Source organism: Enterobacter sp. RHBSTW-00175, assembly GCF_013927005.1.
Lineage (GTDB): Bacteria > Pseudomonadota > Gammaproteobacteria > Enterobacterales > Enterobacteriaceae > Enterobacter.
The window spans coordinates 903,223-928,200 of sequence record NZ_CP055930.1; the positions used below are offsets into that span (position 1 = coordinate 903,223).

Sequence of the window (24,978 nt, forward strand, 5' to 3'; positions counted from 1 at the left end):
GATGAAACTGTCGCGAGTTAGCGCCGTTAACTGGAACAAAATCCAGGACGACAAAGACCTGGAGGTCTGGAACCGCCTGACCAGCAACTTCTGGCTGCCGGAGAAAGTACCTCTTTCTAACGATACTCCCGCCTGGCAGACGCTAAGCCACGCAGAGCAGCAGCTGACGATCCGCGTCTTTACCGGCCTGACGCTGCTGGACACTATTCAGAACACCACTGGCGCACCCGCGCTGATGGCCGACGCGCTGACGCCACATGAAGAGGCTGTGATGTCGAACATCAGCTTTATGGAGGCGGTTCATGCCCGCTCCTACAGCTCGATTTTTTCAACATTGTGTCAGACCAAAGATGTGGATGAGGCCTACAGCTGGAGTGAAGCGAGCGAGTAGCTACAGCATAAAGCCCGGCTGGTGCTGGAGTATTACCGTGCCGACGAACCGCTGAAGAAGAAAATCGCCAGCGTATTTCTGGAATCGTTCCTGTTCTATTCCGGCTTCTGGCTGCCGATGTACTGGTCAAGCCGGGGCAAACTCACCAACACAGCAGATTTGATTCGCCTGATCATTCGCGACGAAGCCGTTCACGGATATTACATTGGCTATAAATATCAGAAAGGGCTGGAGAGAATTAGCGAGGCTAAGCGCGAGGAATTAAAAGGATTCGCGCTTGATTTGCTGATGGATCTCTATGATAACGAGCTACGTTATACCGAAGAGTTGTACGCCGGAACCGGTTGGGAAGAGGATGTAAAAGCCTTCCTCTGTTACAACGCCAACAAGGCGCTGATGAACCTCGGTTATGAAGCGTTGTTCCCGCCAGATATGGCTGGCGTGAACCCGGCAATCCTTGCAGCGCTTTCACCCAATGCCGATGAAAACCACGATTTCTTCTCCGGGTCGGGTTCGTCGTATGTGATGGGCAAAGCGGTGGAAACCGAAGACGCGGATTGGGATTTTTAACGGTTATTGCCCCTCTTCCCACAGGAGAGAGGGGCGTGAAAATAACGATCATTAATAAAATATAAATCCCATTATTCTCCCCGTAATATTTCCCTGACATCTATACTGTAATTCCACCGTCATATTCGTCTGAATCATTCCGATTCAGACGAAATTTCCCGACCGCGCGACAAAAATCTCAGAAAAATTCAACACCCGCTCAGCCCTTTACTCATGGGAAATTCAGCGATTTAGTCTTCGGCAAAATTCGTGCCATAAGCGGACTGAGGGTTGTCTCAGATTCTGAGTATGTTAGGGTATTGTCAGGTAATTATTCCAACTGGAAACCATATCGACACAATAAATAACGGGAAATACTCTATTGCATGGCAATTAAATTAGAAGTTAAAAATCTCTATAAAGTATTTTGCGAGCATCCACAGCGTGCATTCAAATATATTGAAAAAGGATTTTCAAAAGAGCAAATTCTGGAAAAAACAGGGCTATCGCTTGGCGTTAAAGACGCCAGTCTGGCCATTGAAGAAGGCGAGATTTTCGTCATCATGGGGTTATCCGGTTCGGGTAAATCCACTATGGTTCGCCTTCTCAATCGCCTGATTGAACCCACCCGCGGGCAGGTACTGATTGATGGTGAGGATATTGCCAAAATATCAGATGCTGAGCTCCGCGAGGTGCGCAGAAAAAAGATTGCGATGGTGTTTCAGTCATTCGCTTTAATGCCACATATGACGGTGTCAGATAATACCGCATTCGGCATGGAATTAGCAGGAATTCCGGCCCAGGAACGGCAGGAAAAAGCGCTGGATGCATTACGCCAGGTTGGGCTGGAAAATTATGCTCATGCTTATCCTGATGAACTATCGGGCGGTATGCGGCAACGCGTCGGATTAGCCCGCGCATTAGCGATAAATCCCGATATATTATTAATGGATGAAGCCTTCTCCGCGCTCGATCCTTTAATTCGTACTGAGATGCAGGATGAACTGGTAAAACTGCAAGCTAAACACCAGCGTACGATCGTATTTATTTCCCATGACCTTGATGAAGCGATGCGTATTGGCGACCGTATTGCCATTATGCAAAACGGCGAAGTGGTACAGGTGGGAACACCGGATGAGATCCTCAATAACCCGGCCAACGATTATGTGCGCACCTTCTTCCGTGGCGTGGATATTAGCCAGGTATTTAGCGCAAAAGATATTGCCCGCAGAGCGCCAAACGGCATTATTCGCAAAACCCCAGGTTTCGGCCCGCGTTCGGCACTGAAGGTCTTACAGGATGAAGACCGTGAATTTGGCTATGTGATTGAACGTGGTAATAAATTTGTAGGCATTGTCTCCATCGACTCCCTGAAAAAAGCGCTTGGCGAAAATCAGGGACTCGATGCGGCGCTTATCGCGTCCCCGCTTGCGGTCGACGCCGAAACGCCGCTCAGCGAGTTGCTCTCCCATGTCGGTCAGGCACCCTGCGCCGTTCCGGTGATTGGGGAAGAACAACAGTATGTCGGCATCATCTCCAAAGGGATGTTGCTTCAGGCTTTAGATCGCGAGGGGGCAAACAATGGCTGATCAATCCAATCCATGGGGAACCACAGAAGCCGCAGACAGCGCAGCGCAATCTGCCGATGCCTGGGGCTCATCAACGCCTGCGCCAGCTAATGGCGGTTCGGCAGACTGGCTCAGCAGCGCGCCTGCACCGGCGCCAGAACACTTCAATATTATGGACCCGTTCCACAAGACGCTGATCCCGCTGGATAGCTGGGTAACGGAAGGGATTGACTGGGTGGTGACTCACTTCCGCCCGGTGTTCCAGGGGATCCGCGTCCCGGTGGATTACATTCTGAACGGTTTCCAGCAGTTGCTGTTGGGAATGCCGGCACCTGTCGCCATCGTGATATTTGCCCTGATTGCCTGGCAGTTTGGTAGCGCGGGCATGGGGATCGCCACGCTGGTCTCCCTGATTGCCATCGGTGCCATTGGCGCATGGTCACAGGCTATGATCACCCTGGCGCTGGTGCTGACCGCCCTGCTCTTCTGTGTGGTAATAGGGTTACCGCTGGGGATATGGCTGGCGCGTAGCCCGCGGGCAGCGAAGATAATCCGTCCGTTGCTGGATGCGATGCAAACCACCCCGGCGTTTGTCTACCTGGTGCCTATCGTGATGCTGTTCGGGATCGGGAATGTGCCGGGCGTGGTGGTCACCATTATTTTTGCCCTGCCGCCGATTGTTCGTCTGACGATACTTGGGATCAACCAGGTGCCAGCCGATCTTATTGAGGCTTCACGCTCGTTCGGTGCCAGCCCGCGTCAGATGTTGTTTAAAGTTCAGCTCCCGCTGGCGATGCCAACCATTATGGCGGGTGTTAACCAGACGCTGATGCTGGCGCTCTCTATGGTGGTTATCGCCTCGATGATCGCCGTTGGCGGTCTTGGCCAGATGGTACTGCGCGGTATTGGCCGCCTCGATATGGGGCTTGCCACCGTAGGCGGCGTGGGCATTGTGATCCTCGCTATTATTCTTGACCGCCTGACCCAGGCTGTCGGTCGCGATTCACGCAGTCGCGGCAACCGTCGCTGGTACACCACCGGCCCTGTCGGGTTAATCACCCGCCCATTCGTAAAATAAGGAACAACGATGCGACATAGCGTACTTTTTGCCACAGCGTTTGCCACCCTTGTCTCCACCAGCACATATGCGGCTGACCTGCCTGGCAAAGGCATTACCGTGCAACCGATTCAGAGCACCATTTCGGAAGAGACCTTCCAGACCCTGATTGTCAGCCGTGCGCTGGAAAAACTGGGTTATACGGTCAAGACGCCAAGTGAAGTGGATTACAACGTGGGCTATACCTCTATTGCCTCCGGTGATGCCACCTTTACCGCCGTAAACTGGCAGCCGCTGCACGACGATATGTATGCAGCAGCGGGCGGTGATAAGAAATTCTACCGTGAAGGCACCTTCGTGACCGGTGCGGCACAGGGTTATCTGATCGACAAAAAAACCGCTGACCAGTACCACATCACCAACATTGAGCAGCTTAAAGATCCGAAGATTGCCAAACTGTTCGATACCAATGGTGACGGCAAAGCCGACATGATGGGCTGTTCACCGGGCTGGGGTTGCGAAGCGGTCATTAACCACCAGAACAAAGCGTTCGACCTGGCCAAAACCGTCGACGTGAGCCACGGTAACTACTCCGCGATGATGGCCGACACCATTGCCCGCTTTAAAGAAGGCAAACCGGTTATCTATTACACCTGGACACCGTACTGGGTCAGCGACGTGCTGAAGCCGGGTAAAGATGTGGTGTGGTTGCAGGTTCCGTTCTCTTCTCTGCCAGGTGAACAGAAAGATATCGACACCAAACTGCCAAACGGTATGAACTATGGCTTCCCGGTGAACACCATGCATATTGTGGCTAACAAAGCCTGGGCTGAGAAAAACCCGGCGGCCGCGAAGCTGTTCTCAGTGATGAAACTACCGCTGGCGGACATCAACGCGCAGAACGCCATGATGCACGAAGGTAAATCCTCTGAAGCGGACATCAACGGCCACGTTGACGGCTGGATCAAAGCCCACCAGCAGCAGTTTGATGGCTGGGTGAAAGAAGCGCTTGAGGCGCAGAAGTAACAACCTTTCTCCTCACCCTACCCCTCTCCCCTTTGGGCAGAGGGGGTTAACCGCACAAACCCACACATAACAATCCCCCAACATTCACAATCATTGGTTATCATGGTTTCTGGAAAAATAATCACTTAACTTACGATCCCAGAACCTGATGACAAAAAATCCACAAGGGCTTAGCCCGGCACTGATCCTGTTAATGTCCATGGCGACCGGCCTTGCCGTCGCCAGTAACTACTACGCGCAGCCTCTGCTCGACACCATCGCCCACGCTTTCAGCCTTTCTGCCAGCTCCGCAGGTTTTATTGTGACAGCGGCCCAGCTTGGCTATGCCGCAGGCCTGCTGTTCCTGGTGCCACTGGGCGATATGTTTGAACGCCGGATGCTGATTGTCTCCATGACGTTACTCGCCGCGGGCGGGATGCTGATCACCGCCAGTAGCCAGTCGTTAACCATGATGATTGTCGGCACTGCCCTGACCGGGCTGTTCTCAGTTGTGGCGCAGATCCTGGTGCCGCTGGCGGCAACGCTCGCCTCACCGGAAAAACGCGGCAAAGTGGTGGGCACCATTATGAGCGGCCTGCTGCTGGGGATTTTGCTGGCGCGTACCGTGGCCGGGCTACTGGCAAGCCTTGGAGGCTGGCGTACCGTTTACTGGGTGGCCAGCGTGCTGATGGTTATCATGGCGCTCGCGCTGTGGCGCGGACTGCCGAAAGTGAAGCAGGAAAACCACCTGAACTACCCGCAGCTGCTTGGCTCCGTATTTGCGCTTTTCACACAAGATAAACTGCTACGAACGCGCGCACTTCTTGGTTGTTTCACCTTTGCTAACTTTAGCATTCTGTGGACGTCGATGGCCTTCCTGCTGGCCTCGCCGCCCTTTAACTATTCCGAAGGGGTAATTGGTCTGTTTGGTCTGGCGGGTGCGGCCGGTGCGTTGGGTGCGCGTCCGGCTGGCGGCATGGCGGATAAAGGCAAATCTCATCTGACGACAACCTCCGGGCTGATTTTGCTGCTGCTCTCCTGGGGGGCTATCTGGCTTGGGCACTCTTCCGTGCTGGCGCTGATAGTCGGTATCCTGGTGCTCGACCTCACCGTGCAGGGCGTGCATATCACTAACCAGACCGTGATTTATCGCGTCAAGCCGGATGCGCGTAACCGCCTTACCGCAGGTTACATGACCAGCTATTTCATCGGCGGTGCGGCAGGTTCATTAATTTCAGCTTCGGCATGGCAACACGCTGGCTGGGCGGGTGTTTGCAGCATCGGGGCAATTGTTGCAGCACTCAATCTGCTGGTCTGGTGGCGCGGATTCCATCGCCAGGAGGCAATTTCTTAAGCTTTACATTGCATTGGGACGTCTTAGGGTGTTAAGGCGTCCCTATGTCTGTTAAGGTTAGCGTAATCATATATCCCAGAAATTTTAATGTGGGTGACATATTAACAAGCAGCATGAATAGCTCATACCTGTTGGCTTTTCCCGGTTCTCACATCCCGTCTTCCTGGGGCCCACGCCCACCCTTTTTTGTGCTCACCGGGTCATGGATTTACCCGGCGCTTTCTGATGGTGACATACGTTTGGCGGATATAACCGCACAAATAATTCATTTACATTATTTGTCACTATCGTTACTATATCGGCTGTAATTAATGAGGTTATGCCCAAATGGATAGTTCGTTTACGCCCATTGAACAAATGCTTAAATTCCGCGCCAGTCGTCATGAGGAGTTTCCGTATCAGGAAATTCTGCTGACCCGCCTGTGTATGCACATGCAGGGGAAACTGCTGGATAACCGTAATAAGATGCTGAAAGCTCAGGGGATTAACGAGACGTTATTTATGGCGTTGATTACGCTGGAGTCTCAGGAAAACCACAGCATTCAGCCGTCTGAGCTGAGCTGCGCGCTGGGTTCGTCCCGTACTAATGCCACCCGTATCGCTGATGAGCTGGAAAAACGCGGCTGGATTGAGCGCCGTGAAAGCGACAACGACCGCCGTTGCCTGCATCTGCAACTGACCGACAAAGGTCACGAATTCCTGCGTGAGGTGCTGCCACCTCAGCACAATTGTCTGCATCAACTCTGGTCTGTCCTTAGTACTGCCGAGCGCGATCAGCTTGAGCACATCACTCGCAAACTGCTCACCCGTCTGGATCAGATGGATGAAGACGGTGCCATCCTTGAGGCGCTGCGCTAACGCGACGACACGCTCGAACATCCAGATTTAAAAAAGAAAACTGACAGGCCAGCACGTAACACTGCTGGCCTTTCTGACAACAGGTCGGCTCAGCCGATGTGAAAATAAGAAGATCGTGGAGAACAACAATGAGCGCAAATGCGGAGAACACAACCCCGCAGCAACCGGCCAACAAGAAAGGCAAACGTAAGAGCGCCCTTCTTCTGCTGACCTTGCTCTTTATCATTATTGCTGTGGCATATGGGATCTATTGGTTTTTAGTATTGCGTCATGCTGAAGAAACAGACGATGCATACGTGGCAGGAAACCAGGTACAAATTATGGCGCAGGTGTCGGGCAGCGTGACGAAAGTCTGGGCTGACAATACCGACTTTGTGCAACAAGGGGATGTGCTGGTCACGCTTGACCCGACCGATGCCCAGCAGGCATTTGAAAAAGCGCAGACAGAACTGGCATCCAGCGTCCGTCAAACCCGCCAGTTGATGATCAACAGTAAGCAACTCCAGGCCAGCATCGATGTGCAGAAAACTGCACTGGCGCAGGCACAAAGCGACCTGAATCGTCGTGTACCTCTCGGTACTGCCAACCTGATTGGTCGTGAAGAGCTGCAACACGCCCGCGATGCCGTTGCCAGCGCCCAGGCGCAGCTGGATGTTGCTATTCAGCAGTACAACGCCAATCAGGCGATGGTTCTGGGGACTAACCTGGAAAACCAGCCTGCGGTAAAACAGGCCGCGACCGAAGTGCGTAACGCCTGGCTTGCGCTGGAGCGTACAAAGATTGTCAGCCCGATGACCGGCTATGTCTCGCGTCGTTCCGTACAGCCTGGCGCGCAGATTAGCCCAACCACTCCGCTGATGGCGGTAGTACCGGCTAACAATCTGTGGGTGGATGCTAACTTCAAAGAGACGCAGCTTGCGCATATGCGTATTGGCCAGACGGCGACCGTCATCAGCGACATCTACGGTGACGACGTGAAGTACACCGGTAAAGTGGTCGGTCTTGATATGGGTACGGGTAGCGCATTTTCCCTGCTGCCTGCGCAGAACGCCACCGGCAACTGGATCAAAGTGGTTCAGCGCTTACCTGTACGTATCGAGCTGGATCCTAAACAGCTGGCAGACCATCCGCTGCGTATCGGCCTGTCTACGCTGGTAACGGTTGATACCGAAAACCGCGAAGGTCAGATCCTGGCAAGCCAGGTGCGAAGCAGTCCGGCTTATGAAAGTAACGCCCGTGAAATTAGCCTCGATCCGGTCAACAAGCTGATCGATGACATCGTGAAAGCAAACGCCGGTTAATCCGAGGTGAGCGCTATGCAACGGCAACAACCGCAAAAACCGCTGGAAGGCGCGCAACTGGTCATTATGACCATTGCGCTGTCACTGGCGACATTCATGCAGGTGCTGGACTCCACCATCGCGAACGTGGCAATTCCGACGATTGCCGGGAACCTGGGCTCGTCACTGAGCCAGGGGACGTGGGTTATTACCTCATTCGGGGTGGCAAACGCCATCTCGATCCCCATTACCGGCTGGCTGGCAAAGCGTGTTGGTGAGGTGAAGCTGTTCCTCTGGTCTACCATCGCCTTCGTCATCGCATCCTGGGCGTGTGGCATGTCCACCAGCCTGACGATGCTGATTTTCTTCCGCGTCATTCAGGGTATTGTGGCCGGGCCGTTGATTCCGCTGTCGCAGAGTTTACTGCTGAACAACTACCCACCTGCCAAACGCTCAATCGCGCTGGCGCTGTGGTCGATGACGGTGATCGTCGCGCCGATTTGCGGCCCTATCCTGGGCGGCTATATCAGCGATAACTATCACTGGGGCTGGATCTTCTTTATCAACGTACCGATTGGCGCCATCGTGGTCATGATGACGTTGCAGTCGCTACGTGGCAGAGAAACGCGAACCGAACAGCGGCGTATTGACAGTGTAGGCCTGGCGTTATTGATCCTCGGTATCGGTAGTCTTCAGGTTATGCTCGACCAGGGGAAAGAGCTGGACTGGTTCAACTCCCGGGAGATAATCATCCTGACGGTTGTTGCGGTGGTATCGCTAAGCTTCCTGATTGTCTGGGAGTTGACCGACGATAACCCGATAGTCGACCTGTCGCTGTTTAAGTCGCGAAACTTCACCATAGGCTGTCTGTGTATTAGCCTTGCCTACATGCTCTACTTCGGTGCCATTGTTCTGCTACCGCAGTTGTTGCAGGAGGTATATGGCTACACCGCCACCTGGGCGGGTCTGGCCTCTGCGCCAGTTGGGTTGATTCCGGTCCTGCTGTCGCCGATTATCGGCCGTTTCGCCCACAAGCTCGACATGCGCAGGCTGGTGACATTCAGCTTTATCATGTACGCCGTGTGCTTCTACTGGCGTGCGTATACGTTCGAACCGGGAATGGACTTTGGCGCTTCTGCGTGGCCGCAGTTTATTCAGGGCTTTGCGGTGGCGTGCTTCTTTATGCCACTGACCACCATCACGCTTTCCGGCTTACCGCCTGAGCGCATGGCGGCGGCATCGAGCCTGTCGAACTTTACCCGTACGCTGGCAGGCTCCATCGGGACGTCGATCACCACGACGCTGTGGACTAACCGTGAATCGATGCACCATGCGCAATTGACCGAAGCGGTGAACCCGTTCAACCCTAATGCTCAACAGATGTATAGCCAACTTGAGGGCATGGGGATGACGGAGCAGCAGGCTTCCGGCTGGATAGCCCAGCAGATAACCAACCAGGGTCTGATAATCTCGGCAAACGAGATTTTCTGGATATCGGCGGGGATCTTTATTGTTCTGCTGGGGCTGGTGTGGTTTGCCAAACCACCGTTTGGTGCCGGTAGCGGCGGCGGTGGGGCGCACTAGCCCTGCGCGCTGGTCGCCGGGTGGCGGCTACGCCTTACCCGGCCTACAAAACCCGTAGGCCCGGTAAGCGCAGCGCCACCGGGCAACTTTCACGGTTGTCCAAAACGCGACAGCGATTGTCAGTTCCGATAAAGCAGCGCTCCTGAAATCGATTCACGATAGTGAAAAGACAACAGGAGCGCATCATGCTGAATACACCCGCCGACAAATACCGACCCTATCCCGCTATTTCCCTTCCCGACCGTCGCTGGCCGGAGCAACGTATCACCCATGCCCCACGCTGGCTTTCCACCGATTTACGTGACGGCAACCAGGCGCTTGCCGAGCCAATGGACAGCGCACGTAAGCTGCAATTCTGGGATCTGCTGCTGAGCTGTGGATTTAAAGAGATTGAAGTGGCCTTCCCGTCGGCCTCGCAGACCGACTTTAACTTTGTCCGCCAGCTGATTGACGAAAACCGCATCCCGGATGACGTCAGCATTCAGGTATTAACCCAGGCGCGGGAAGACTTGATCTTTCGCACCTTCGAATCCCTGAAAGGCGCGCGTCAGGCTACGGTGCATCTTTATAACGCCACCGCCCCGCTGTTCCGCCGCCTGGTGTTTGGCATGGAAAAAGCGCAAATCGTTGAGCTGGCAACACGCTCCACGCGCCTTATCCGTAAGCTGTGTGAAGAAAACCCTGAAACCCGCTGGCAGTACGAATACTCCCCGGAAACCTTCTGCTTTACCGAGCCGGAATTTGCACTGGAAATTTGTGAAGCCGTAGCGGAGATCTGGCAGCCCTGCGCCGAACGCCCGATGGTTATCAACTTACCGGCTACCGTCGAAGTCAGCACCCCAAACGTGTATGCCGACCAGATTGAGTATTTCTGCCGTCACTTTAGCCGACGCAGCGACGTTTGCATCAGCGTTCACCCGCACAACGATCGCGGTACCGGTGTCGCCAGTGCGGAACTGGCGGTGATGGCAGGTGCCGACCGCGTGGAAGGCTGCCTGTTTGGCAATGGCGAACGCACGGGAAATGTCTGCCTGGTCACGCTGGCAATGAACCTCTACAGCCAGGGTGTTAGCCCCAATCTGGACTTCAGCGACATGAATCGCGTGGTTGAAGTGGTAGAGAACTGTAACCAGCTGCCAGTACATCCACGGCATCCGTGGGCGGGCCGTCTGGCCTATACCGCGTTTTCCGGTTCACATCAGGATGCCATCAAGAAAGGGTTTGATGCCCGTAAACCTGACGAGCGCTGGGAGATGCCCTACCTGCCTGTCGATCCGCAGGACATCGGCTGTACTTATGAAGCGGTTATCCGCGTGAACAGTCAGTCGGGTAAAAGCGGCAGCGCGTGGCTTATCGAACAGAATCACGGCCTGAAACTGCCCCGCGCGCTGCAGCAGGATTTTAGCCAGCACGTTCAGCAAGAAACGGACAACCACGGGAAAGAGATGACGCAAAACGCGCTGTGGCAGCTTTTCCGCAGCCGTTACGGGCTGGTTGCTACTCCGCGTTTCACGCTGCAAACCTATCGCAGTGAAAGCCAGCATGATGGGCTGTTACGCTTAACCGCCACGGTTGCCACCGGCGGTGGGACACGTCAGCTGGAGGGACAAGGAAATGGTCAGTTGTCGGCGGCCGTCAATGGGCTCAGCCGCTGGCTTAACACCCCGTTTGTGATTAAGGATTACCACGAGCATTCGTTGGGTGAACGCAGCGATAGCCGCTCGGTGGCGTATATCCGCTGCCTGTTCCAGGACGGCAGCAGCCGCTGGGGCGTAGGGATAGACAGTGACGTGGCGCGCGCATCCATTCAGGCGCTGTTCAATGCTGTGGGTTAGTCGTTCCTGAAATAATCGCTGGGTGATATCCCCATCACCCGGCGAAACATCGCCGTAAATGCGCTGTGGCTGCCGTATCCCAGGTCCAGCGCAACGCGCAACACCGGCTGGCCTTGTGCCAGACGCAGCAACGCCTCCATGAGACGCGCCCTTCTCACCCATTCGCTATAGCTTAACCCGGTCTGCTGCTGGAAATGGCGGTTAAGGGTGCGCTCGCTCATCCCCAGAATGCTCGCAGCCTGGCTGCTGCTCCAGCTTTCTCCCGGCGTTTGCCGGATTTTCTGGCACAGGTTGCGTAAAGCTTCACTTTCCGGCTCCGGCAGGTGAAACGGCAGCACCGGCATAATGCGAATTTCATCCAGGATCAGTTCATATACCCGCTCATCCCGGCTGCCGGGCGCGTAGGATTCGGGAAGCGTAAGGGAGGTGAGGATCAGTTCACGTAATAGCGCAGAGATCTGCACGATCTGACACGACGCAGGGAGATCGGCTCGCGCCAGCGGATCGATAAACAGCGTTCGCGCCGCGACATTGCCCGTAATGCGAATCGCGTGCGGTGTGCCGGCCGGTAGCCAGACGCCACGCCCGGGAGGTACGACCCAACAACCCGATGCGGTATCTACCCTCACCACACCACTCAGGCTGTGCAACAGCTGGGCGCAGTCGTGCTGATGCCACGGCTCGCTGGCGCCATGAACATAGTCATGCGCAAAGGGAACAAGTGGACGATGGGTAAAAGAGAAGGTTGTGGTGGTGGTCATGGGGCAAATAACCCTCACCCTACCCTCTCCCACAGGGAGAGGGAAAAGGTGCACTAGATGTGCAGTTCCTGCAATTTGTCTTTCGGCAGGGCCAGCTCTTCGTTGCTGTTTACGCGAACATCACGTTCGATAATATGACGCGCGATCTCTTGTGCTTCTTCCAGAGAGTGCATCTGGTAGGTGCCACACTGGTAGACGTTCAGCTCAGGGATCTGGTTCTGCTCTTTAACTTTCAGCACGTCCTGCATTGCCGCTTTCCACGCATCTGCAACGCGGGTTTCTTCCGGCACACCAATCAGGCTCATGTAGAAACCGGTACGGCAACCCATTGGGGAGATGTCGATAATCTCAACACCGTTGCCATTCAGGTGATCACGCATAAAACCAGCAAACAGGTGCTCCAGAGTGTGAATACCTTTCTCAGGCATCACTTCTTTGTTTGGCACGCAGAAGCGCAGATCGAATACGGTGATCGTGTCGCCGTGCGGGGTATGCATGGTCTTCGCCACACGTACAGCAGGTGCTTCCATACGGGTATGGTCGACAGTAAAGCTATCTAATAACGGCATACGTCACCTCCGATAGTGATTTTTTTTAAAATAAACTGAACTCTTCTACAGAATGCGCGTCTGAGTATATGAAAGACGCGCATTTGTTATCATCATCCCTGAATTCAGAGATGTATATTTTGGCCACAGCGATGTGGCCTTTTTCTTTTGTGTCAGGCGTTCTTCGCCAGAAATGCATCAAACGACTCAGTATCTGCCGCTTCCACCTCTTTCTGACGCACCAGTGATGCTTCCCGCTCAGCAACAAATTCCGCTTCGCTCAGGATCTCTAACGGTTCCTGCCGCAACATTTCACGGTATTCTGCGCCCAGCGCGCGCCCTGTACCACCAATACCCTGATCAATCATAGAACGCAAAATACGCGCAGAGAACGTCAGTTCTGGGTTATCAAAGCTTTCAACCAGCTGATCGCACACTTTCTGATACTCATCACCGCCGTAAACGCTATCCATCGTCTGCGCGACGCGCTTCAGGTCGCGGAACAGATCTTTACCCACTTTAGCCAGCGGGAATTGCGCCGTTTCACAGCCGATACCCAGCGTCAGACCCGGCTTGCGCCCTTCCAGAATCACGCGATTCCAGTTAGTACGGGTACAAAGCAGTTCGTCAGAACTCATTTCCGGCGCATCCGCCAGCACGCACCAGACCATAAACAGATCGAGGAAGCGAACCTGCTGCTCATCCACGCCAATTGGCGAGAACGGGTTGATGTCCAGTGAACGCACTTCGATGTATTCGATCCCCCCACGCTGCAATGCATCAGACGGCGTTTCACCGCTTCGCGTCACGCGCTTAGGACGAATTGGCGCATACAGTTCGTTCTCAATCTGTAGAACATTACTGTTGATTTGCAGGCGTTTACCGTCTTTTTCGAGGCCGATTTTTTCGTACTCTTCGGACGGCGTTTTGATCGCCCGCTTCAATCCTGCCACATATTCATGCAATTCGTTAAACGTAATACCGAGATTGCTTTGCGATTTATTGGTATAGCCAAGATCGCTCAGGCGCAGGGACGTTGCGTACGGTAAGTAGTACATACCGCATTCGGTCTTCTCGAACGGCAATGTGGTCGGCTTCCCTTGCAGGAACGACGAGCAAATAGCCGGCGAAGCACCGAACAGATAAGGAATGACCCAGCCAAAACGGTAATAGTTGCGGATCAAGCGGAAATAACCCGCTGAAATCGCTTCTTTATCCGTTTCACCACACTTTGCCTGCCAGAAAGCCATCGGCAGAGAGAAATTGTAGTGTACGCCGGAGATGGTCTGCATCAGCGCACCGTAGCGGTTTTTCAGCCCTTCGCGATACAGCGTTTTCAGACGGCCAATATTTGAGGTGCCGTACTGAGCAAGCTCAATCTCCTGCCCCTGCTCGATATAGCACGGCATACTGAGCGGCCACATACGCTCATCACCCAGGTTACGGGCGGTATAACGATGAACGTCACGCAACAACTTCAGCATATGATCGATATCGTCATCTACTGGAGTAATAAATTCCAGCAGCGCTTCGGCGAAATCAGTTGTGATCCATTTATGTGTCAGCGCCGAGCCCAACACCTGAGGGTGGCCCGTTGTCGCTAAGCTGCCATCTGCGTTTACGCGCAGCGTTTCTCGCTCAAGACCACGCTGAATACCCTTCAGAGCCTGAGGGTGGTTTTCCAGCCAGGCCAGCGCCTGTGATACGTCCGGGATCAAATTGACCTCCCGCCTGTCAAAGTAATGTTACTCAGCATAATTGTAATGGTTGACGATTGAAGGTCGCGTATTCATTCCACCAATTAGTGCCACCACGTCATACCCTGTAGTGTTACCCATGCCACGAGAACATAGCGTAACGCCTTGCCAAGGCACAAAAAAAAGAGCACCGGCCCCCAGGAGATGCGCATCCATCCCGCCAGCAGGCACAGCAAATCACCTATTACAGGCATCCAGCTTAATAACAGCGTGGCAGCGCCATAGCGTTTTAGCCAGCCAACTGCCTTTTCCTGCCAGCGCGATTTTTCACGCAGCGGAAAGAAACGCCCAAGAATAACGTTAGTCAGCCCTCCAAGGCTATTACCCATTGTTGCTATTAATACCAGCAACCACGGCTGACTCACTCCCGATAACAGCATGGCGACCAGCACAACCTCGGAATTACCCGGTAGAAGTGTGGCGCTTAAAAAACTGCTGGCGAATAGTGACGAAAGTGACAGCAGGTCACTCACAGAAGACGGACATCCACTGCATCCATGCCCGCATCGCGTGCGGCTTGCAGACCAAAATCTGCATCTTCAAAAACCACGCATTTAGCCGCAGGCACACCCATTAGCTCTGCACACAGCAGAAAGGTGTCCGGTGCGGGTTTGTGGTTTTTAACATGATCGGCGGCAACCACAGCAGAAAAATAGTGACGCAAGCCAAGATGGCTCAGCAGCGCCTCTGCGATTGCACTTTCACTGCCCGTCCCGACCGACATAGGACGACGCCCATGCCACTCTTTCACCACATCAATTAATGGCAAAGGACGAACCGTGTCTAAAAGCATGGCTTTTACTGCATCTGTTTTTTCGCGCGCGAGCTGGTGCGGGTCGAGATCGGCCTGATTCAGTTCAATCACCGCCTCGGCAATGCGCCAGGTGGGGGAACCATTGAGGGCAACCATAGACTGCAAGTCGAAACGCATCCCGTATCGGCCCAGGACTTCAGTCCAGGCTTTGCGGTGTGTGGGTTCGGTATCCAGGATGGTGCCATCCATATCGAAGATCAAACCGTCATACTGTGCGTACATCGTGCTCTCGCTAAACGATTAACAAGGCATTACTTTATCGTAAACGGTGGTTTTTGTCGCTGATTGCGAAGTGATAACAATAAGTGTGATTAAGAACTGAACGTTGGGGGGAATAACAAGAAGAGATGGTGCATCCGGGAGGATTACCCGGCTTACGCCTCGCCCTGCGGGCCGTTGCTGAAGCAACGTTATCCTCCCTGGTGCTGGCGATTAACTCGCAGACCTTAAAACAACAGTGTTGCTGTTATCTCGGAGAATATGGTGCATCCGGGAGGATTCGAACCTCCGACCGCTCGGTTCGTAGCCGAGTACTCTATCCAGCTGAGCTACGGATGCATCGGGATTTACTACTGTTACTGCTGATACTCGGTATCACTTCAAAAGCAACACGAAGTAAAAGATGGTGCATCCGGGAGGATTACTCGGCTGCGCCTCGCCCTTCGGGCCGTTGCTGAAGCAACGTTATCCTCCCTGGTGCTGGCGATTAACTCGCAGACCTTGAAACAACAGTATCGCTGTTATCTCGGAGAATATGGTGCATCCGGGAGGATTCGAACCTCCGACCGCTCGGTTCGTAGCCGAGTACTCTATCCAGCTGAGCTACGGATGCATCAGGGAACTGCTTTCAGAAATAGTAAATGGTGCATCCGGGAGGATTCGAACCTCCGACCGCTCGGTTCGTAGCCGAGTACTCTATCCAGCTGAGCTACGGATGCATCAGGATTTACTACTGTACTGCTCGATACTCATATCACTTCGAAAGCAATATGAAGTAATAGATGGTGCATCCGGGAGGATTACCCGGCTTACGCCTCGCCCTGCGGGCCGTTGCTGAAGCAACGTTATCCTCCCTGGTGCTGGCGATTAACTCGCAGACCTTAAAACAACAGTGTTGCTGTTATCTCGGAGAATATGGTGCATCCGGGAGGATTCGAACCTCCGACCGCTCGGTTCGTAGCCGAGTACTCTATCCAGCTGAGCTACGGATGCAAAATGGCGGTGAGGCGGGGATTCGAACCCCGGATGCAGCTTTTGACCGCATACTCCCTTAGCAGGGGAGCGCCTTCAGCCTCTCGGCCACCTCACCACACAACGCCTCTTTCGAGTGCTTCGAGTAACTCGTTAAGAGCTTCTCGTCGCTGCGTGGCGCATATATTACTTTCTGGGACTTATAAGTCAAACAATTTTCCACATGCTTTTATCGTTTGCACAAATCACACGCAATTCGCATGTAAAAGCCGCAAAGAGGGTGTTTTATAAGCGGATTTTGCAGGATTCTGAGCAGTATTCATGAGGCATAGCGCTGCTATTGGTAAGAGATAAGGCAAAGAGAAAGGCGAAAAAGCGAGCTGTTGAAATCGAATGGTAACTTTAAGCGGGAAAAATGTCTGGAAGGTTGCGTCTCGCCAGACAGCGAGACGCGATAATATCAGTAACTGGACTGCTGGGATTTTTCAGCCTGGATACGCTGGTAGATCTCTTCACGGTGGACAGATACTTCTTTAGGAGCGTTTACGCCGATGCGTACCTGGTTGCCCTTAACCCCTAAAACTGTCACGGTGACCTCATCCCCAATCATGAGGGTCTCACCAACTCGACGAGTCAGAATCAGCATTCTTTGCTCCTTGAAAGATTAAAAGAGTCGGGTCTCTTGTATCCCGGCATTATCCATCATATAACGCCAAAAAGTAAGCGATGACAAACACGTAAAGTGTAAGCAGTCACGGCATCACATTCTGTTAAACGTAAGTTTAGCCGATATACACAAACTCAACCTGACTTTATCGTTATCGATAGCGTAGTGAACAAGACGCCATAACGTTGCCGCCATGACGTCTGCTTACGCTTTGTAATTATTACAGTTTTGCGCTTACCCAGCTTTCAACACTGGCCAATGCCGCAGGAAGTGCCGCCGCATCCGTACCACCGGCTTGCGCCATGTCCGGACGACCGCCACCCTTGCCACCCACCTGCTGGGCGACCATACCAACCAGTTCCCCTGCTTTAACGCGGTCAGTCACATCCTTAGAGACGCCCGCAATCAGAGAAACCTTACCTTCTGCCACTGTCGCCAGAACGATAACCGTTGAACCCAGCTGGTTCTTCAGATCGTCGACCATAGTGCGAAGCATTTTAGGCTCAACGCCTGCCAGGTCACTGACCAGCAGTTTAACGCCTTTAATCTCTACCGCTTTACTGGAGAGGTTTGCACTTTCCTGCGCAGCCGCTTGTTCTTTCAGCTGTTGCAGTTCTTTTTCCAGCTGACGAGTACGATCCAGTGCAACACGCACTTTCTCGCCCAGGTTCTGGCTATCGCCTTTCAGCAACTGTGCAATATCATGCAGTTGGTCGCTCTGCGCGTGCAGGCTGGCAATTGCACCTTCGCCGGTTACCGCTTCGATACGACGAACACCCGCCGCAGTACCAGACTCAGAGACGATACGGAACAGACCGATATCACCGGTGCGCGCTGCGTGAGTACCACCGCACAGTTCGGTAGAGAAATCGCCCATGCTCAGTACGCGAACACGTTCGTCATATTTCTCGCCAAACAGCGCCATCGCACCTTTTTTCTTCGCCGCTTCGAGATCCATGATGTTGGTTTCGATGGCCAGGTTACGACGGATCTGCGCGTTCACCAGATCTTCAACCGCGCGGATTTCAGACGGTTTCATCGCTTCAAAATGAGAGAAGTCGAAACGCAGCACTTTGTCGTTAACCAGAGAACCTTTCTGCGCCACGTGCGTACCCAGAACATCGCGCAGTGCTGCGTGCATCAGGTGCGTTGCGGAGTGGTTCAGACGAATGCGCGCACGGCGTGCTTCGTCAACGTTCGCCTGAACGCCCTCGCCCACTTTCAGTGAACCGGAAACCAGTTTGCCCTGGTGACCAATTGCCTGACCGTATTTCTGGGTGTCAGCAACGCTGAAGCTAAAGCCGTCGCCTTTCAGTTCGCCTTTATCGCCAACCTGGCCGCCGGATTCAGCATAGAACGGCGTTTTGTCCAGAATAACCACAGCATCCTGACCCGCGCTGATGCTGTCTACGGATTTACCGTCAACAAACAGGGCAGTCACTTTGCCGGTCAGTTCCAGATTTTCGTAGCCTTTGAACTCGGACGCGCCATCAACGCGGATCATCGCGTTGTAGTCAGCGCCAAAACCGCTGGACTCGCGCGCACGACGGCGCTGCTCTTCCATAGCGGCTTCGAAGCCAGCTTCGTCAACTTTGATGTTGCGCTCGCGGCAAACGTCAGCCGTCAGGTCAACCGGGAAGCCGTAGGTGTCATACAGACGGAAAGCGGTTTCGCCATCCAGCGTGTCGCCCTTAAGCTTCGCCAACTCTTCATCCAGCAGCGCCAGGCCGCGTTCCAGAGTACGCGCAAACTGCTCTTCTTCGGTTTTCAGAACATGCTCAACCTGCGACTGCTGGCGTTTCAGTTCATCACCCGCCGCACCCATCACACTAACCAGTGGGCCAACAAGTTTATAGAAGAAGGTGTCCTTCGCGCCCAGCATGTTGCCGTGACGAATAGCACGACGAATGATACGGCGCAGCACGTAGCCACGGTTTTCATTCGACGGGATAACGCCGTCAGCAATCAGGAACGCACAGGAACGAATATGGTCTGCAATAACGCGCAGCGATTTATTGCTCAGATCGGTCGCACCGGTCACTTCCGCCACGGACTTAATCAGCGTGTGGAACAGGTCGATGTCATAGTTGGAGTTAACGTGTTGCAGAACCGCAGCAATACGCTCCAGACCCATACCGGTATCAACGGACGGTTTTGGCAGTGGTTCCATCGTGCCATCGGCCTGACGGTTGAACTGCATGAAGACGATGTTCCAGATCTCAATGTAGCGATCGCCATCTTCTTCCGGGCTTCCTGGAGGGCCGCCCCAGATGTGATCACCGTGATCGTAGAAGATTTCGGTGCACGGGCCGCAAGGACCGGTATCACCCATCTGCCAGAAGTTGTCAGACGCATATGGAGCGCCTTTGTTATCACCGATGCGGATAATACGTTCGCGCGGGATACCTACTTCTTTTTCCCAGATTTCGTAGGCTTCGTCATCGGTTTCATAGACGGTAACCCACAGACGCTCTTTCGGCAGCTTGAACCAGTTTTCACCGGTCAGCAGTTCCCACGCGTACTGGATAGCATCGTGTTTGAAGTAGTCGCCGAAGCTGAAGTTACCCAGCATTTCGAAGAAGGTGTGGTGACGTGCAGTGTAACCGACGTTTTCCAGGTCATTATGTTTACCGCCCGCACGCACACAACGCTGTGAGGTTGTTGCACGGGAATAATTACGCTTATCGAGACCAAGGAACACATCCTTGAACTGGTTCATCCCGGCGTTGGTAAACAGTAAAGTCGGGTCGTTATTCGGTACCAGGGAGCTGCTGGCAACAACCTGGTGTCCTTTACTATGGAAAAAATCGAGAAACGCCTGACGGATCTCAGCGGTGCTCTTGCTCATAATTATCCTGAAATCAAGCTAACGAAATGTCGCAGCCAGTCTGTACCTGTAATCAGTTGGACAGACCAGCTACTGGAAAAAGTGGGAATAAGATAAGTTTTCTTGGGAGGGAAGTAAAATCCCTCATGCGTTCAATCGGCAAAATTACGCCATATATCCTGAATATCTTCCATCAGGAAGCCACGATAGAGCAAAAAGCGCTGGATTTTAACTTTTTCTGCAAACTCACGCGGCAGCGGCTCGCCGTATTTGCGAATTGCCTGATCTCTCGCAAGTTCTCCCCACGCGATATCGCATTCGCGCATGGCCTTTTCGGTTGATTCACGCGCGATCCCTTTTTGGTTAAGCTCCTGGCGAATACGCGCAGGGCCATAGCCTTTACGACTGCGGCTGGCGATAAACCGTGAGACAAAGCGCTCATCATCCAGATAATGATGCTCATAGCACCAGGCGATAACCCGGTCGTAATCTTCCGCCGTGGCATCAATCTCTTCCGGCCCATTTTTGCCCATCACCGGGGCCGCGAGTTTACGCCGTAACTCTTGCTCGCTGTGGTCGCGCACGGCCAGAATACGCACCGCGCGGTCCAGTAAGCGGGCATAGGCAGGGCGACGAGTTGTGGGTTCGGTCATACAAAACCTGCTGGTTCAGAAATGCAAAAAGGGCCGCATTCGCAGCCCTTCATTTTTAAACGAGAGAATTAAAAGTCTTCGTTAGTTTCTTCAACGTTCGCGCCATCAACCGCGAAATCAGGTGTTGAATCCTGGTTGTTCAGCAGCAGTTCACGAACTTTCTTCTCAATTTCTTTCGCCGCAGCCGGGTTCTCTTTCAGCCAGGAGATGGCATTCGCTTTACCCTGACCAATCTTGTCGCCGTTGTAGCTGTACCAGGCGCCCGCTTTTTCAATCAGCTTCTCTTTCACGCCCAGGTCAACCAGTTCGCCGAAGAAGTTGATACCTTCGCCGTAGAGGATCTGGAATTCAGCTTGTTTGAACGGTGCAGCGATTTTGTTCTTCACAACCTTCACGCGGGTTTCGCTACCGACCACGTTCTCGCCCTCTTTCACCGCGCCGATACGGCGGATATCAAGACGGACAGACGCGTAGAATTTCAGTGCGTTACCACCGGTAGTGGTTTCCGGGTTCCCGAACATCACACCAATTTTCATACGGATCTGGTTGATGAAGATAAGCAGCGTGTTGGACTGCTTCAGGTTACCCGCCAGCTTACGCATTGCCTGGCTCATCATACGTGCCGCGAGGCCCATGTGAGAGTCACCGATTTCGCCTTCGATTTCCGCTTTTGGCGTCAGTGCAGCAACGGAGTCGACTACGATAACGTCAACAGCACCGGAACGCGCCAGCGCGTCACAAATTTCCAGCGCCTGCTCACCTGTGTCTGGCTGAGAACACAGCAGGTTGTCGATATCAACACCCAGCTTACGGGCATAGACCGGGTCCAGCGCGTGTTCGGCATCGATAAACGCACAGGTTTTACCTTCGCGCTGCGCAGCTGCAATAACCTGTAAGGTCAGGGTCGTTTTGCCGGAGGATTCTGGCCCGTAGATTTCTACGATACGGCCCATTGGCAAACCGCCAGCGCCCAGTGCGATATCCAGAGAAAGCGAACCGGTGGAGATAGTTTCCACATCCATGGAACGGTCTTCACCCAGGCGCATGATGGAGCCTTTACCGAATTGCTTTTCGATCTGGCCCAGTGCTGCCGCCAACGCTTTCTGTTTGTTCTCGTCGATAGCCATTATTACTCCTGTCATACAGTAAATACGTTTACGTATTTACCGGGGTGAATTCTGTTCTGTTGGTGCAATTATACTGTATGGTCATACAGTATCAAGTATTTTGTAGAAATTGTTGCCAGAGCGTTTTTAACGCATATTCCGTTGCCTGACGACGCACGCTTTCGCGATCGCCGCTAAAGCATTCACGGCGGGTAATCCCCTCGCCTTTCGACGTTGCAAAACCAAACCATACGGTACCAACGGGTTTCACATCGCTACCGCCGTCCGGCCCGGCAATGCCACTTATCGAAATGGCATAATCCGCGCGCGCCGCTTTAAGGGCACCAATGGCCATTTCAATCACCACCGGCTCACTGACCGCGCCATGCTGTTCGAGCGTGGATTCACGCACGCCAATCATCTGTGCCTTAGCTTCATTACTGTAGGTCACAAAGCTACGCTCAAACCAGGCGGAACTGCCCGCAATATCCGTAATCACTTTCGCTACCCAGCCGCCAGTACAGGACTCTGCCGTTGTTACTGTCGCACCGCGCTGCTTTAACGCCAGCCCTACCACTTCGCTAAGCTGCATCAATTCATGGTCAGTCATTATCGCTCCAGGCCTTTGAAAAACGTGCAGCACAAGATAACACTTTCTCGTCAGATATGGGGATGAGGTTCAGGTTTTACGAGGGGTCTTCAGAAAAAGCCGATGCGGGCGCATCGGCTTCCGGGGTTCTTATTTCATGCTGTCGGCGATGGTATCAACATTGTGGCGAAATGCTTTAACGTAGGTATCCGCCACACCACCTTTTGCCGAAAGCGCTTCAGGGTAGAGTTCGCCTCCTGGCTGCGCGCCTGTCGCACTGGCAATCTGTTTCACCAGACGCGGATCAAGCTGGTTTTCCATAAACCAGGTTTTCACACCATCGGCTTTAATCTGGTTGATAATCTCAGCCACCTGCGCCGCGCTGGCTTCGCTCTCGGACGACAACCCTTGTGGTGCCATAAAAGTCACACTGTAGGCGCGGCTGAAATAACCAAAGGCATCATGGCTGGTCAGCACTTTGCGTTTTTCCTGCGGGATCGGGCTAAAGCGTGATTTGGCCCAGTTATCCAGCTGGATGAGTTGTGCGATATACGGTTTGCCGGTGCCTTCCAGCGCAGCTTTATCTTCCGGGTCGGCCTTCACCAGCCCATTCAGGATATTTTGCGCATACAGGGCACCGTTTGCCGCGCTGTTCCAGGCATGTGGGTCAGTCACGGTTTTTCCGTCTTCTTCCAGAGTGTGTGTTTTCACACCGGCCGATGCCACCACCAGTTGGCCTTTAAAACCGGACGCTTTCACCAGACGGTCAAGCCATCCCTCCAGCCCAAGGCCGTTCACCACCACCACATCAGCCTTACTCAGCGCGGCGCTGTCTTTGGGTGACGGTTCGAAGGTGTGTGGGTCGCCATCCGGCCCCACCAGCGTTGTCACGTTTACGTTTTTACCGCCGACTTCCTGGGTAATATCTCCCAGGATCGAAAAGCTGGTCACCACATTAAGCGTTTTTGCCATCACAGTGTGCGACATCATTCCGAGCGCGAGCGCAACGACTAACCCTGTACGTTTCATTTTTTCCCCTTGCGTTAAAAAAGCGTGCGCAGACTGCCAGCCAGCCTGCTGCGCGTGCCAAATAAAACCGAAATAAAGAACAACGCGCTGGCGGTCAGCACAATGGACGGCCCGGCAGGTAAACTCACCGCCCAGGAGAGGCTTAACCCCAGCCATGCGCAAAAAATACCGCTAATACCGGCCATCAGGAGCAACCCAGGCAGCGTACGAACCCAGCAGCGCGCGGCTACCGCAGGTAGCATCATCAGCCCGACTGCCATCAGCGTGCCGAGCACCTGGAAACCGGCCACCAGATTGAGTACCAGCAGAGCGAGAAACAGGCCGTGCAACAGGCCTGGCAACCCGCGGGCGTTAACCTGCAACCAGGCTGTATCGAACGCCTCCGTCACCAGGCCACGATAAAAAATAGCCAGCGTAATCAGGGTGAAGATACACACACCAGCCACGAACATCGCCGCGTCGTTATCCACCGCCAGAATGGAGCCAAACAGCAAATGCAGCAGGTCAACGTTTGAACCGCGCAGCGACACCAGCGTGACGCCCAGCGCCAGCGAGCCAAGATATAAACCGGCAAAACTGGCATCCTCTTTAAGCGGTGTGCGACGGCTAACCAGACCGGCCACCAGCGCTACCACAATCCCGGCGATAAAACCGCCGAGACTCATCGCCAGCAGTGACATCCCGCTCAGTAAGTATCCCACTGCCACACCTGGCAAAATCGCGTGTGACAAGGCATCGCCCATCAGGCTCATGCGGCGTAACAGAAGAAAGACCCCCAGCGCAGTGGTGCTGACAGACAGCGCCAGGCACACCACCAGTGCGCGACGCATAAAGCCGTAGTCGATGAACGGCTGGAAAAAGAGATGCCAGATCATGCCACCTTCACCCGTTCGGTTTGCAAGAAAGGGATATCGGAATCCAGTCGTAATGTTTGCGGGAAGTGGCGCGCCACGCGCTCGCTGTCATGCAGCACCGCCAGCAGCGTTTGCCCCTGCTGGTACATCTCCAGCATCAGCGCCATCAGCACGTTGCAGGTTGCTTCGTCAACGCCTGTAAAGGGTTCATCGAGCATCACCAGCGGGGCCTGTTGCACTAATACGCGGGCAAATAACATGCGCTGAAACTGGCCGCCAGAGAGTTCATCAATAGTGGAAAGCGCCATCGACTCCAGCCCCACGCGCTCAAGAGCGCTGCCGATACGCAGCCGCGCTCCCCGTCGTAATCCGGCAAGCAGCGAAATTCCCGGCCAGCATCCCATGCTGACAACATCCAGCACGGTCAGCGGAAATTGAGTTTCCAGGGCATGGCGCTGCGCGAGCCAGCCGATCACCGGGCGTTTTCCCTGCCAGCGAAAGCTGCCGCTTACGGGCGGGATAAACCCGGCGAGCGTTTTCAGCAATGTCGATTTCCCGCAGCCGTTGGCACCGATGATGGCGGTCATACTCCCGTGTTCAATAACACCGGTAATAGCACCGGTGACGGGCTGGCGTTCATAGCCTGCGGTCAGTTGATTCATGACGATCATGGCAAGGCCACCGCCCAGCGCACGGCCAGC

Annotated in this window: 21 protein-coding genes, 5 tRNA genes and 1 pseudogene; 9 read left to right on the forward strand and 18 right to left on the reverse strand. The window is 53.9% G+C overall.

Annotated elements, in window-relative coordinates; genetic code table 11:
- The first annotated feature begins 1 nt into the window (after position 1).
- From nrdF to leuA, 9 genes and pseudogenes are all read left to right on the forward strand, one after another.
- Positions 2-961 (forward strand): annotated as a pseudogene (gene nrdF / locus HV107_RS04230) (class 1b ribonucleoside-diphosphate reductase subunit beta).
- 365 nt (positions 962-1,326) lie between these two features.
- Entirely contained in the window at positions 1,327-2,529 is a 1,203-nt protein-coding gene (gene proV, locus HV107_RS04235; RefSeq protein ID WP_182062182.1) for a glycine betaine/L-proline ABC transporter ATP-binding protein ProV, read from the forward strand.
- Positions 2,522-3,586, forward strand: coding sequence for a glycine betaine/L-proline ABC transporter permease ProW (proW, locus tag HV107_RS04240; protein WP_182062183.1), 1,065 nt, complete (start codon positions 2,522-2,524; stop codon positions 3,584-3,586). Before proV ends, proW begins: the two co-directional genes overlap by 8 nt.
- Before the next feature lie 9 nt (positions 3,587-3,595).
- Positions 3,596-4,591: a glycine betaine/L-proline ABC transporter substrate-binding protein ProX gene (gene proX / locus HV107_RS04245; RefSeq protein WP_182062184.1), complete on the forward strand. Its 996-nt coding sequence runs from the start codon at positions 3,596-3,598 to the stop codon at positions 4,589-4,591.
- Between the two features lie 148 nt (positions 4,592-4,739).
- Positions 4,740-5,924, forward strand: a complete 1,185-nt coding sequence (locus tag HV107_RS04250; RefSeq protein WP_182062185.1) for an MFS transporter — start codon at positions 4,740-4,742, stop codon at positions 5,922-5,924.
- Between the two features lie 327 nt (positions 5,925-6,251).
- A complete protein-coding gene (mprA, locus tag HV107_RS04255; RefSeq protein ID WP_182062186.1) occupies positions 6,252-6,782 on the forward strand; it encodes a transcriptional repressor MprA in 531 nt (176 codons plus the stop codon).
- A 128-nt stretch (positions 6,783-6,910) separates the two neighbouring features.
- Positions 6,911-8,083, forward strand: coding sequence for a multidrug efflux MFS transporter periplasmic adaptor subunit EmrA (gene emrA, locus HV107_RS04260; RefSeq protein ID WP_182062187.1), 1,173 nt, complete (start codon positions 6,911-6,913; stop codon positions 8,081-8,083).
- A gap of 15 nt (positions 8,084-8,098) precedes the next feature.
- Positions 8,099-9,646, forward strand: a complete 1,548-nt coding sequence (gene emrB / locus HV107_RS04265) for a multidrug efflux MFS transporter permease subunit EmrB (protein ID WP_182062188.1) — start codon at positions 8,099-8,101, stop codon at positions 9,644-9,646.
- Between the two features lie 185 nt (positions 9,647-9,831).
- Positions 9,832-11,481 carry a 2-isopropylmalate synthase gene (leuA, locus tag HV107_RS04270; RefSeq protein WP_182062189.1) on the forward strand — a complete coding sequence of 550 codons (1,650 nt, stop codon included), beginning with the start codon at positions 9,832-9,834 and terminating at the stop codon, positions 11,479-11,481.
- On the opposite strand, the gene HV107_RS04275 is transcribed toward leuA, so the two are convergent.
- The 18 genes from HV107_RS04275 to HV107_RS04360 all read right to left on the reverse strand — a co-directional run bounded on the left by HV107_RS04275 (position 11,478) and on the right by HV107_RS04360 (position 24,948).
- Positions 11,478-12,242 (reverse strand): helix-turn-helix transcriptional regulator, encoded by a 765-nt coding sequence (locus HV107_RS04275; protein WP_182062190.1) that lies wholly within the window; start codon positions 12,240-12,242, stop codon positions 11,478-11,480. The two genes, leuA and HV107_RS04275, sit on opposite strands and share 4 nt — an antisense overlap.
- A 53-nt stretch (positions 12,243-12,295) precedes the next feature.
- On the reverse strand, positions 12,296-12,811 hold the full coding sequence (gene luxS, locus HV107_RS04280) for an S-ribosylhomocysteine lyase (protein ID WP_014071484.1): 516 nt from the start codon (positions 12,809-12,811) through the stop codon (positions 12,296-12,298).
- Between the two features lie 152 nt (positions 12,812-12,963).
- The gene (gshA, locus tag HV107_RS04285) at positions 12,964-14,508 is read right to left on the reverse strand and encodes a glutamate--cysteine ligase (RefSeq protein WP_166717650.1); all 1,545 of its coding nucleotides are present in this window, start codon (positions 14,506-14,508) and stop codon (positions 12,964-12,966) included.
- Positions 14,509-14,591: 83 nt separating this feature from the next.
- Complete coding sequence (locus tag HV107_RS04290) at positions 14,592-15,020, reverse strand: YqaA family protein (protein WP_166717649.1); 429 nt, start codon at positions 15,018-15,020, stop codon at positions 14,592-14,594.
- A complete protein-coding gene (yqaB, locus tag HV107_RS04295; protein WP_014071487.1) occupies positions 15,017-15,583 on the reverse strand; it encodes a fructose-1-phosphate/6-phosphogluconate phosphatase in 567 nt (188 codons plus the stop codon). The genes HV107_RS04290 and yqaB overlap by 4 nt, the downstream gene beginning before the upstream one ends.
- Positions 15,584-15,842: 259 nt before the next feature.
- Positions 15,843-15,919: transfer RNA gene (locus HV107_RS04300), tRNA-Arg, on the reverse strand.
- Positions 15,920-16,116: 197 nt separating this feature from the next.
- Positions 16,117-16,193: transfer RNA gene (locus HV107_RS04305), tRNA-Arg, on the reverse strand.
- A gap of 29 nt (positions 16,194-16,222) precedes the next feature.
- Positions 16,223-16,299 (reverse strand) — tRNA-Arg (locus HV107_RS04310).
- Between the two features lie 197 nt (positions 16,300-16,496).
- Positions 16,497-16,573: transfer RNA gene (locus HV107_RS04315), tRNA-Arg, on the reverse strand.
- Between the two features lie 4 nt (positions 16,574-16,577).
- Positions 16,578-16,670 (reverse strand) — tRNA-Ser (locus HV107_RS04320).
- 342 nt (positions 16,671-17,012) lie between these two features.
- The gene (gene csrA, locus HV107_RS04325; RefSeq protein ID WP_000906486.1) at positions 17,013-17,198 is read right to left on the reverse strand and encodes a carbon storage regulator CsrA; all 186 of its coding nucleotides are present in this window, start codon (positions 17,196-17,198) and stop codon (positions 17,013-17,015) included.
- Positions 17,199-17,439: 241 nt separating this feature from the next.
- Positions 17,440-20,067: an alanine--tRNA ligase gene (gene alaS / locus HV107_RS04330; RefSeq protein WP_182062191.1), complete on the reverse strand. Its 2,628-nt coding sequence runs from the start codon at positions 20,065-20,067 to the stop codon at positions 17,440-17,442.
- A gap of 131 nt (positions 20,068-20,198) precedes the next feature.
- Positions 20,199-20,699 carry a recombination regulator RecX gene (recX, locus tag HV107_RS04335; RefSeq protein ID WP_182062192.1) on the reverse strand — a complete coding sequence of 167 codons (501 nt, stop codon included), beginning with the start codon at positions 20,697-20,699 and terminating at the stop codon, positions 20,199-20,201.
- 68 nt (positions 20,700-20,767) lie between these two features.
- A complete protein-coding gene (gene recA / locus HV107_RS04340; RefSeq protein ID WP_182062193.1) occupies positions 20,768-21,826 on the reverse strand; it encodes a recombinase RecA in 1,059 nt (352 codons plus the stop codon).
- Positions 21,827-21,917: 91 nt separating this feature from the next.
- Positions 21,918-22,415: a nicotinamide-nucleotide amidase gene (pncC, locus tag HV107_RS04345; protein WP_014071491.1), complete on the reverse strand. Its 498-nt coding sequence runs from the start codon at positions 22,413-22,415 to the stop codon at positions 21,918-21,920.
- A gap of 129 nt (positions 22,416-22,544) precedes the next feature.
- Positions 22,545-23,423 (reverse strand): metal ABC transporter substrate-binding protein, encoded by an 879-nt coding sequence (locus tag HV107_RS04350; protein ID WP_182062194.1) that lies wholly within the window; start codon positions 23,421-23,423, stop codon positions 22,545-22,547.
- 14 nt (positions 23,424-23,437) lie between these two features.
- Positions 23,438-24,298: a metal ABC transporter permease gene (locus HV107_RS04355; RefSeq protein WP_182062195.1), complete on the reverse strand. Its 861-nt coding sequence runs from the start codon at positions 24,296-24,298 to the stop codon at positions 23,438-23,440.
- Complete coding sequence (locus HV107_RS04360; protein ID WP_182062196.1) at positions 24,295-24,948, reverse strand: metal ABC transporter ATP-binding protein; 654 nt, start codon at positions 24,946-24,948, stop codon at positions 24,295-24,297. Before HV107_RS04360 ends, HV107_RS04355 begins: the two co-directional genes overlap by 4 nt.
- Between the last annotated feature and the right edge of the window lie 30 nt (positions 24,949-24,978).